The following is a 9,876-nucleotide window of genomic DNA, read 5'->3' on the forward strand; positions in this document are numbered from 1 at the left end:
CTGGCCGGGCTAGCTCAGCTGCTGGCCGATCTCGCGCGCCATCGCGTTGAGCGGCAGGATCTTCTCCGCGCCGCCGCGCTTGATCGCTTCCTTGGGCATGCCGAACACCACGCTGCTCTGTTCGTCCTGGGCCACGGTGCGTGCGCCGGCCTGGCGCATTTCCAGCAGGCCGACCGCGCCGTCGTCGCCCATGCCGGTCATGATGATGCCCAGCGCGTTGCCGCCGGCGGCGCGCGCGGCGGAGCGGAACAGCACGTCCACCGACGGCCGGTGCCGGTTCACCGGCGGCCCGTCCAGCACTTCGACGAAGTACTGCGCGCCGCTGCGCCGCAGCAGCATGTGCTTGCCGCCCGGCGCGATCAGCGCGCGTCCCGGCACCACGCGGTCGTTGTTGGCCGCTTCCTTCACCGAGATCTGGCACAGCGTGTCCAGGCGCGCGGCGAAGGCGGCGGTGAACTTTTCCGGCATGTGCTGGACGATGACGATGCCCGGGCTGACCCGCGGCAGCGCGGTCAGCACTTCCTCCAGCGCCTGGGTGCCGCCGGTGGAGGTGCCGATCGCCACCACCCGCTCGGTGGTCTGCGACAGCGCGCGGCCGCCCTGTGCGGGCAGGATCACGTCGGCGGTGTGCTTGATCTCCGGCTCCGCCGGCGCCACGGCCGGCCGCGCCGACAGGCGCTTGACGTTGGCGCGCGCCGCGCTCTTCACCGTGGCGATCATTTCCTCGGCCGAGTCGGTGAGGAACTGCTTGAGGCCGAGCTTGGGCTTGGTCACCACCGCCACCGCGCCGGCGGCCAGCGCGTCCATGGTCACCCGCGCGCCCTTCTCGGTGAGCGTGGAGCAGATCACCACCGGGGTGGGGCGTTCGCTCATGATCTTGCGCAGGAAGGTGATGCCGTCCATCTTCGGCATCTCCACGTCCAGCACGATCACGTCGGGCCACTGCTGGCGCATCTTGTCCATCGCCAGCAGCGGGTCGGCCGCGGCGGCGATGACCTCGATTCCGGGTGCGTCGTTGAGCACGGCGACCAGCACCTGGCGCACCACCGCCGAATCGTCGATCACCATGGCCTTGATCGTGGTCATGCGGGGTTCCCTCCTGGGACGTCGTGGTTCATGGCTTGCGGTACACCGACGGCGCGATCTGCACCACGTCGCCGTTGACGTCGTTGAGGCTTTCGGAGTGGCCGATGCAGAAGATGCCGCCGCGCTTGAGCGTGCCGAGCACCCGCGCCACCACTTCGCGCTTGGTCTGGCCGTTGAAGTAGATCATCACGTTGCGCAGGAACACCACGTCGAACTGGCCCAGGTTGGGCAGCGTCGCGTTGAGGTTGGCGTGCAGGAAGCGCACATGGTCGCGGATCTTGCGGTCGATCAGCATGCTGCCCTCGTACTCGCCGCGGCCCTTGAGGCAGTAGCGCTTGAGCATGGCCGGCGGCATGTGCTCGATGCGCAGCAGCGGATAATGGCCGGTCCGCGCCTTGGCCAGCACGCGCGTGCTGATGTCGGTGCCGATCACCTCGTAGGGGCGGCCCTGCAGGGTATCGTCCAGCACCATGGCCATGCTGTAGGCCTCCTCTCCGCTGGAACTGGCCGCGCTCCAGCAACGGAACGGCGTACTGCCGGTATGCGCGGCGGCGATGCTGCGCAGCAGGTCGAAGTGCTTGGGTTCGCGGAAGAAATAGGTTTCGTTGGTGGTCAGCAGGTCGATCGCGGTCTGCACCTCGCCGCTGCCCTCGCGGCTTTCCAGCAGCTTGAGGTACTGGGTGTAGGTCTGCAGCGAATGCGCCTTTAGGCGCTTGCCCAGGCGCCCGCACAGCATGGCTTTCTTGGCCGGCGAGATGGTGATGCCGGCGGCGTCGAAGATGAAGCGCTGGAACCGGCCGAATTCCTGCTCGGTGATGGTGTCGTGGCTGGTCATGGTCATGGCCGGTCGGTCAGTGGGGAGGGGCGGGAGCGGGGACGCTGGCGTTGCCGGTGGAGCCGTGTTCCTGCAGCAGGCGCTGGTGCTCCAGCAGCCAGGCGTGCAGCGCGCCGCCGCCCAGCGGGCGCGCCAGCAGGTAGCCCTGGCCGAAGTCGCAGCCCAGCTCCTGCAGCAGGGTCCAGTCCTCCACCGTTTCGATGCCCTCGGCGACGGTGCTCAGGCCCAGCCGCTGGGCCATGCCCAGCGCCGATTCGAGGACCGTGCGCAGGTTGCGGCTGCGGTGCGCGTCGTGGACGAAGATGCGGTCGATCTTCAGTTCGGTGAAGGGGATGCGGGTGAGCTGCTGCAGCGAGGAGAAGCCGGTGCCGTAGTCGTCCAGCGACAGACCGAAGCCCTGCAGCCGCAGCCGTGCCAGCATGCCCAGTGCGCTGCCGCAGACCAGCGAGCTTTCGGTGATTTCCAGCACCAGGTCCGACGGCGCCAGCCCATGCTGGCGCAGCAGCCCGAGCAGTTCGTCGAGCAGGTTCGGGTCCTGCAGCATGCTCGGCGACAGGTTCAACGCCAGGGTCAGCTGGAACCCGTCCTGTTTCCACGCCGCCAGCCGTGCCATCGCCTGGTCGGCCACGCAGGCGGTGAGCGCATGGATCAGGCCTTCGCGCTCGGCCACGGCGATGAAGCGGTCCGGCGCGATCGGCCCGGCGCTGGGATGGCGCCAGCGCGCCAGCGCTTCCACGCCGCCGACCCGGCCGCTGCGCATGTCCACCTTGGGCTGGTAGGCCACCTCGATCTCGCCGCGTTGCAGTGCCTCGCGCAGCATCGCCGCCATGGTCGCCTCGCCGGGCGCCTCGGCGTCGTCACGTGGCGCCGGTGCGCTCGGCGCGTGGGCGCGCACCGCGGCCGCGAGCTGGGCGGCGCGCAGCGGTTTCTCCAGCCCCGCCAACACCTGCAGGCCGTTGCTGCGCCCGACCTGCAGCACCGAGTCGATCAGGGCCGCGCCGCGCTGCGAGGCGACCACGATCGGCACGCGCACGCTGCAGCGGGCCAGTGCGTCGAGCAATTGCACGCCGTCCATGCCGGGCATTTCCAGATCCACGATCAACAGCCCCAGCGGCGGCCCCTGGGTCACCCGTGCCAGCGCGGCATGGCCGTCGGCCGCGCCTTCCACCGCCACCGCCCCCATGCGCTGGCACAGAGCCAGCGCATGTTCGCGCTGGACCTGGCTGTCGTCGACCACCAGGACCGTGCCGAAGTGGTGCAGGGCGGCGGTGTCGGGGGACGTGGGCATGCGAAATCCGTTTCGAGGAAAGGGCGGGGCGCTAAGTGGCAACGGCCGCTCAGGCGGCGATGCCTTCTTCCAGGTGGGCGTCGAGCGCGGTCATGCTGGCGAACTCCTGGGGCGCCAGCACCGCATCGGCGGCGAGCAGGATCACGAAGCGCTCGCCGACCTTGCCCATGCCGTGGATGAAATCGCGGCGGATGCCGGTCCCGAAGGCCGGCGGCGGCGCGATGTCGGCGGTGGCGATCTCCAGCACCTCGCTGACCGCGTCCACCAGCAGGCCCAGCACCTGGCGTTCCTCGCCGCTGGCCACCTCGATGATGACGATGCAGGTGCGCTTGCTGATCTCGCTGGGCGCGCGGCCGAAGCGTTGCTGCAGGTCCACCACCGGCACCACGGCGCCACGCAGGTTGATCACCCCGCGCAACGCGGGCGGCATCATCGGCACGTCGGTCGGCGTGCGGTACTCGATGATCTCCTTGATGCCGAGGATGCCGACGCCGAACATTTCCTTGCCGAGCAGGAAGGTCAGGAACTGGTCCGTGGCCAGGTCGCCGGCGTCGGAGGGTGAGAGCGAAGCGGGAGCGTTCATGGCCATGTCTCAGAAGGTTTCGAAGTGGGCTTCGTCGAGCGAATCCGCCAGGACCAGCTGGCCGTTGGCGACGCGCGCGATCGGCTTGGGACCGGCCTGCCCGTTGCGGCCGCGCCCGGCGCCGGGACGTCGCGCCGCGGTCCTGGCCGGCGGGGCGCCCTGCACCTTGAAGAAGCTCATCAGCTGCTGCAGCTGTTCGGCCTGCGCGCTCATCTCTTCGGCCGTGGCGGCCAGCTCCTCGGAGTTGGACGCGGCCTGCTGGGTGGTCTGGTTGAGCTGGCCGACCGCAGCATTGATCTGACCGACGCCGGAGGTCTGCTCCTCGGAGGCGGCGGTGATCTCCTGCACCAGGTCGGAGGTGCGCTTGATCGACGGCACCATCTCGTCCAGCAGCTTGCCGGCGTTCTCGGCCAGTTCCACGCTGGAGCTGGCGACGTCGCCGATCTCCTGCGCCGCGATCTGGCTGCGTTCGGCCAGCTTGCGCACTTCCGCGGCGACCACCGCAAAGCCCTTGCCGTGCTCGCCGGCACGCGCGGCTTCGATCGCCGCGTTCAGCGCCAGCAGGTTGGTCTGGTAGGCGATGTCGTCGATGATGCCGATCTTCTGCGCGATCTGCTTCATCGCCTGCACGGTCGCCCGCACCGATTCGCCGCCGTCCAGCGCCTGGCTGGAGGCCTTGCTGGCCATGCCGTCGGTGATCTTGGCGTTTTCGGTATTCTGCGAGATCGACGCGGTCATCTGCTCCAGCGAGGCGCTGGTCTCTTCGACGCCGGCGGCCTGCTCGCTGGCCGCCTGGCTCAGCGACTGCGCGGTGGCGCTGACCTCTTCCGACGCGCTGGCCAGCGATTCGGCATTGCCGTTGACCTCGCTGACCACCTGCGACAGGCGGGCGATGGTGTCGTTGATGTAGTTCTTCATTTCGGCGTAGGCGCCGTCATAGTGCTTGTCGATGCTCTGGGTCAGGTCGCCCTCGGCCAGGCCGCCCATCACCCGCACCACGTCCTGGATGCTGCCGCCGGTCGTGGTCGCCAGATCGTTCAGGCCCTGGCCCATCTCACGCTGGAACCCGGCCAGGCCATCCAGCGCGATCCGCTCGGAGAAGTCGCCGCGGTTGGCCGCCGCGACCACACGGCGCTGGCCGTCGATCACCAGCTTCAGCCGCTCGACCATGGTCCGCATCGCATACAGCGCGCTGCCGCTGTCGTTGGCGCGCACCGCCACCTCCAGGTTGAGGTCGCCCTGCGCCACCTTGTTGGCGATCTCGGCCACATAGGCAGGCTCGCCGCCCAGCAGGCGGGTGAGGATGCGCACGATGAAGAACGCCACGACCGCGCCCAGCAGCACCGCCGCCACGATGGTCGCGATGATCAGCGAGCGCGCGGACGCATAGAGTTCGTCGCCGCGGTCGCTGGCGTCCTGGCCGCCCTTGACGTTCAGGTCCACCAGCTTGTCGATCGCGTCGGCGGTGCTGCGGAAGATCTGTCGCTGCTCACCGTTCAGCACGACCGTCGCCTCCTGGGTCTTGCCCTGCGCGGTGAGCGCCAGCAATTGCTTGTGCAATTCGGTGTAGCGATCGAAGTTCTTGGCGAAATCCGCGTACAGCGCCTGCTCCTCGGGCGAGGAGATCAGCGGGACATAGGTCTTCCTGTTGTTCTCGAACGCCTCCAGTGTCTTGAGCATGCGCGTGTCGTAATCCTGCATCTCGGCTGGACTGGTGGCGACGACCCGCTGCAACTCGAGCAGACGCAGCTTGTTGAAGTTGGCGCTCATTTCCTCGACGTTGCGTACGCTGGGCATCCAGTTGCCGGCAAGCTCCGTGGACGAGCCGTTGATTCGGGCCATTTGCATCGTGGCGAAAATGCCGGTCCCCAACAGCAGCAGCAACACCAGGCCGAAGCCGATGCCGATGCGTGTGCCGATCTTCATGTGCTGGAACATCGTGATCCCCCTGGATGTGATGTCGTGAAAGTGGATGTCAGAACGTATCGAAATGGGCTTCGTCCGGCCCCGACACCAGTGCCAGGCCGACCTCGCCGAACCCACGCTTGCGCGCCGGCGCCGCCCTGCGGGACGGACCGGCGGTGACTGCCTTCGGACGCCGCGGCGCCAGGACCTGGTTGGTACGGAAGAAACTCATCAACTGCTGCAACTGCTCGGCCTGCCCGCTCATTTCCTCGGCCGTGGCGGCCAGCTCCTCGGAGTTGGCCGCGGCCTGCTGGGTGGTCTGGTTGAGCTGGCCGACCGCGGCGTTGATCTGGCCGACGCCGGAGGTCTGTTCCTCGGAGGCGGCGGTGATCTCCTGCACCAGGTCGGAGGTGCGGCGGATCGACGGCACCATCTGCTCCAGCAGCTTGCCGGCGTTCTCGGCCAGCTCCACGCTGGACTCGGCGACCTGGCCGATTTCCTGCGCGGCCACCTGGCTGCGCTCGGCCAGCTTGCGCACCTCCGCGGCCACCACCGCGAAGCCCTTGCCGTGCTCGCCGGCGCGCGCGGCCTCGATCGCCGCGTTCAGCGCCAGCAGGTTGGTCTGGTAGGCGATGTCGTCGATGATGCCGATCTTCTGCGCGATCTGCTTCATCGCCGCCACCGTCGAGCGCACCGCATCGCCGCCTTCGTTGGCTTCGCGTGCGGCCTTGGCGGCCATGCCGTCGGTGATCTTGGCGTTTTCGGTGTTCTGCGCGATGGAGGCGGTCATTTGCTCCAGCGATGCACTGGTTTCCTCCACGCCGGCGGCCTGCTCGCTCGCCGCCTGGCTCAGCGACTGCGCCGTGGCGCTGACCTGCTCGGAGGCGCTGGCCAGGGCGTCGGCGTTGATGTTGACCTCGCCGACCACCTGCGCCAGGCGCGCGACGGTGGCATTGATGCTGTCGCACAGTTCCTTCAGTTGGCCCTGGCACTGCACGTCCGCCAGCCGGGTCAGGTCGCCGGCCTCGATCGCCTTGAGCACGGCGCGGGCTTCGTTCAGCGGGCCGATCACCGTGTCCAGGGTCAGGTTGACGCCGTCGACGATGCGGCGGAAGTCGCCATGGTGCAGGCTGCCGTCGGCACGCACGTCCAGACGGCCGGCCGCGGCGGCGTCGACCAGCAGGCTGGTGTCGCGGATCAGCGCGCGCAGGTTGGAACGCACCTGCTCGATCGTGTCGTTGATGAACGCCTTCTTGCCCGGGAGGGCTTCCAACGGCGCGTCGAAGTTGCCGCGGCCGAATTCGGCGATGCAGGCCATCGCCTTCTTCTTGGTGGCGATGTGGTCGCCGACCATGCGGTTGATGCCGTCGGCCATGCTGCGGAAATCGCCTTCGAAGCGGTGGCTCTCGATCAGCACGTCGATGTCGCCGGCGTCGTGCTGCGCGGACATGTGCTTCATCTGCGCGATCAGCCCCTGCATGTTGCGCCGCACCTGCTCGATGATCTCGTTGATGAAGACCTTCTTGCCCGGCAGCGTCTCCAGCGGCGCATCGAAATTGCCGCGACCGAACTCGGCGACGCAGGCCAACGCTTTCTTCTTGGTGGCGATGTGATCGCCGACCATGCGGTTGATGCCTTCGGCGATGACCTTGAACTCGCCCTCGAAGCGATGGCTCTCGATCACCACGTCGATGTCGCCGGCATCGTGCTCGCGCGACATGCGCACGATCTCGTCGTTGATCTGACGCATGCCGGTCTGCACCTGGCGCAGTGCCAGCAGCACCTCGCAGGCCTGGTCGTTGCGCACCGTCGGCATCACCACCTCGAAGTTGCCGGTGGCGAAGCGCGCCAGGGTGGTGGTGGCGATCCGCAGCGAGCGGGTGATGGCGTGGACGGTAAAAGCCAGTACCGCGGCGGCGAGCACGGTGGCGCCGATGCCCAGCGCCAGGGTCTGCCCGGCGGGCAGGCCGAGGGCGAACCCGCACACGGCGGCGGCCAATGGCAGCACGATGGCGATGGCCGAGCCGCTCCACAGCTTGGAGGACAGCGAAAGGGAGTTGGACATGCCGTGGTACCTGTGCGGGATAGAGAGGCACCGGCCTGCCGGGCCGGTGCGGAGATGGATCAGAACGAGACGAACGCGGCTTCTTCCAGGCGTGCGGCCTGCGCCGTGGCGGCAGGCCCGCCGAAGCTGCGCGCGCGTGGCCCGCGTTGCATCGGCGTCGGCAGTCGCCGCGGCTGCGGGGCCGGTGCCGGGGTGGGCGTGGCGCCGGTGGTGAAGAAGCTCATGAGCGTTTGCAACTGTTCGGCCTGGCTGCTTACTTCTTCGGCCGTGGCGGCCAATTCTTCAGCGTTGGCAGCGGATTGCTGTGTTGTCTGGCTGAGCTGCACCACGGCGGTGTTGATCTGGCCGACGCCGGAGCTCTGCTCTTCGGAGGCGGCGGTGATCTCCTGCACCAGGTCGGAGGTGCGGCGGATCGACGGTTCCATCTCGCCGAGCAGGCGCCCGGCGGTCTCGGCCAGGTTCACGCTGGTGCTGGCGACGTCGCTGATCTCGTGCGCGGCGACCTGGCTGCGCTCGGCCAGCTTGCGTACCTCGGCGGCGACCACCGCGAAGCCCTTGCCGTGCTCGCCGGCACGCGCGGCCTCGATCGCCGCGTTCAGCGCCAGCAGGTTGGTCTGGTAGGCGATGTCGTCGATGATGCCGATCTTGCGTGCGATCTCCTTCATCGCCGAGACGGTGGCGCGGACCGCCTCGCCGCTTTCGGCGGCCTCGCGCGAGGCCTTGGCGGCCATGCCGTCGGTTATCTTGGCGTTCTCCGCGTTCTGCGCGATGGAGCCGGTCATCTGCTCCAGCGAGGCGCTGGTCTCCTCCACGCCGGCGGCCTGCTCGCTGGCCGCCTGGCTCAGCGACTGCGCGGTGGAGGACAGTTCCTCGGCGGCGCTGGCCAGGGTGACGGCGTTGCCGTTGACCTCGTTGACGATGCTGGTGAGCTTGTCGATGGTGGCGTTGACGTAGCGCTGCATGTCGGCGAAGGCACCCTCGTAGTGGCCCTGCACCTGGCGGCTGAGGTCGCCCTCGGCCATCGCGCCCATCACCTTGATCACGTCGCCGACGCTGCGCAGGTTGCCGCGGGTCTGTTCGATGATCTCGTTGATGAAGGCCTTCTTGCCCGGCAACTGCGGCATCGGCGCGTCGAAGTTGCCGCGGCCGAACTCGGCGACCACGCCCAGCGCCTGCTTCTTGACCGCGATGTGCGCGGCGATCATGCGGTTGATGGCCTTGCCGATCGCGCAGAATTCCCCGTCCAGATGGGTGCAGTCGATCTGCACGTCGATGTCGCCCTTGTCGTGCTCGTCGGACATGCGCGCGATCTCGCCGATCAGGCGCTTGAAGTTGCCGCGCACCTGCTCGATGGTGTCGTTGATGAAGGCCTTCTTGCCGGGCAGCTGCGGCATGGTCGCGTCGAAGTTGCCGCGGCCGAACTCGGCGATCACGCCCATCGCCTGCTTCTTGACCGCGATATGGCTGCCGACCATGCGGTTGATGCCGTCGGCCATGCCGCGGAAGTCGCCCTGGAAGTGCGCGCTGTCGATGCTGGCGTCGATCTCGCCGGCATCGTGCTCCTCGGCGACGCGGCGCATTTCGGCGATCAGGCCGAGCATGTTGCGCCGCACCTGCTCGATGGTGTCGTTGATGTAGGCCTTCTTGTCCGGGAACGCGGCCAGCGGCGCGGCGAAGTTGCCGCGGCCGAACTCGCCCACGCAATCGATCGCCTGCTTGCAGACGCCGATATGGGCGCCGACCAGTTGGTTGATGTCGCCGGCCACGGCCCGATAGGCGCCGCTGGACTGCGCGGCATCCAGCATCACGTCGCAGTCGCCGGCGGCGTGCGCGCGGGTCATGTGCGCGACGTCGGCCTGCAACTGCCGCAGCGGTCGCTGCGCGGCGAGCAGGGCCTGGCCGATCTCGCTGCCGCCGGTCGCTGCGTCCACGCGGTCCAGTTCGCCCTGCGCCAGCGCCTGCAGACCGGTGCGGGCCAGCTCCAGTTCGCGCTGCGCGGCAGCGGACGTTTGCTGCGCCGAACGCACGCTGCCGCCCAGCACCAGGCCAGCGACCAGCGTGGCCACGGCGACCGCAGCCCAAGCGAGGCCGCCGGCCAGCGGCAGCGCCAGCGC

General features: G+C 68.6%; 7 protein-coding genes. All 7 read right to left on the minus strand.

Annotation, left to right across the window (positions count from 1 at the left end):
- Positions 1–9 precede the first annotated feature (9 nt).
- Genes D183_RS0113030 through D183_RS24695 form a run of 7 tightly spaced genes read right to left on the minus strand, consistent with a single transcriptional unit; the run spans position 10 to position 9,873 of the window.
- A complete protein-coding gene (locus D183_RS0113030) occupies positions 10–1,086 on the minus strand; it encodes a protein-glutamate methylesterase/protein-glutamine glutaminase (RefSeq protein ID WP_017909387.1) in 1,077 nt (358 codons plus the stop codon).
- 28 nt (positions 1,087–1,114) lie between these two features.
- The gene (locus D183_RS0113035) at positions 1,115–1,921 is read right to left on the minus strand and encodes a CheR family methyltransferase (RefSeq protein ID WP_026144438.1); all 807 of its coding nucleotides are present in this window, start codon (positions 1,919–1,921) and stop codon (positions 1,115–1,117) included.
- Positions 1,922–1,937: 16 nt separating this feature from the next.
- Complete coding sequence (locus tag D183_RS24685) at positions 1,938–3,209, minus strand: EAL domain-containing response regulator (RefSeq protein WP_017909389.1); 1,272 nt, start codon at positions 3,207–3,209, stop codon at positions 1,938–1,940.
- A 49-nt stretch (positions 3,210–3,258) separates the two neighbouring features.
- The gene (locus tag D183_RS0113045) at positions 3,259–3,792 is read right to left on the minus strand and encodes a chemotaxis protein CheW (protein WP_026143817.1); all 534 of its coding nucleotides are present in this window, start codon (positions 3,790–3,792) and stop codon (positions 3,259–3,261) included.
- 9 nt (positions 3,793–3,801) lie between these two features.
- The gene (locus tag D183_RS0113050; RefSeq protein ID WP_017909390.1) at positions 3,802–5,730 is read right to left on the minus strand and encodes a HAMP domain-containing methyl-accepting chemotaxis protein; all 1,929 of its coding nucleotides are present in this window, start codon (positions 5,728–5,730) and stop codon (positions 3,802–3,804) included.
- Positions 5,731–5,767: 37 nt separating this feature from the next.
- The gene (locus D183_RS24690; protein WP_017909391.1) at positions 5,768–7,762 is read right to left on the minus strand and encodes a methyl-accepting chemotaxis protein; all 1,995 of its coding nucleotides are present in this window, start codon (positions 7,760–7,762) and stop codon (positions 5,768–5,770) included.
- A 59-nt stretch (positions 7,763–7,821) separates the two neighbouring features.
- Complete coding sequence (locus tag D183_RS24695) at positions 7,822–9,873, minus strand: methyl-accepting chemotaxis protein (protein WP_081613338.1); 2,052 nt, start codon at positions 9,871–9,873, stop codon at positions 7,822–7,824.
- Between the last annotated feature and the right edge of the window lie 3 nt (positions 9,874–9,876).

Source organism: Xanthomonas sp. SHU 199 (genome assembly GCF_000364665.1).
GTDB classification, from domain to species: Bacteria; Pseudomonadota; Gammaproteobacteria; order Xanthomonadales; family Xanthomonadaceae; genus Xanthomonas_A; species Xanthomonas_A sontii.

What these genes read in the sequence shown, in the direction of transcription:
- D183_RS0113030 (WP_017909387.1), bottom strand. Translation starts at nt 1,086, where the DNA reads ATGACCACGATCAAGGCCATGGTGATCGACGATTCGGCGGTGGTGCGC.
- D183_RS0113035 (WP_026144438.1), bottom strand. Translation starts at nt 1,921, where the DNA reads ATGACCAGCCACGACACCATCACCGAGCAGGAATTCGGCCGGTTCCAG.
- D183_RS24685 (WP_017909389.1), bottom strand. Translation starts at nt 3,209, where the DNA reads ATGCCCACGTCCCCCGACACCGCCGCCCTGCACCACTTCGGCACGGTC.
- D183_RS0113045 (WP_026143817.1), bottom strand. Translation starts at nt 3,792, where the DNA reads ATGAACGCTCCCGCTTCGCTCTCACCCTCCGACGCCGGCGACCTGGCC.
- D183_RS0113050 (WP_017909390.1), bottom strand. Translation starts at nt 5,730, where the DNA reads ATGTTCCAGCACATGAAGATCGGCACACGCATCGGCATCGGCTTCGGC.
- D183_RS24690 (WP_017909391.1), bottom strand. Translation starts at nt 7,762, where the DNA reads ATGTCCAACTCCCTTTCGCTGTCCTCCAAGCTGTGGAGCGGCTCGGCC.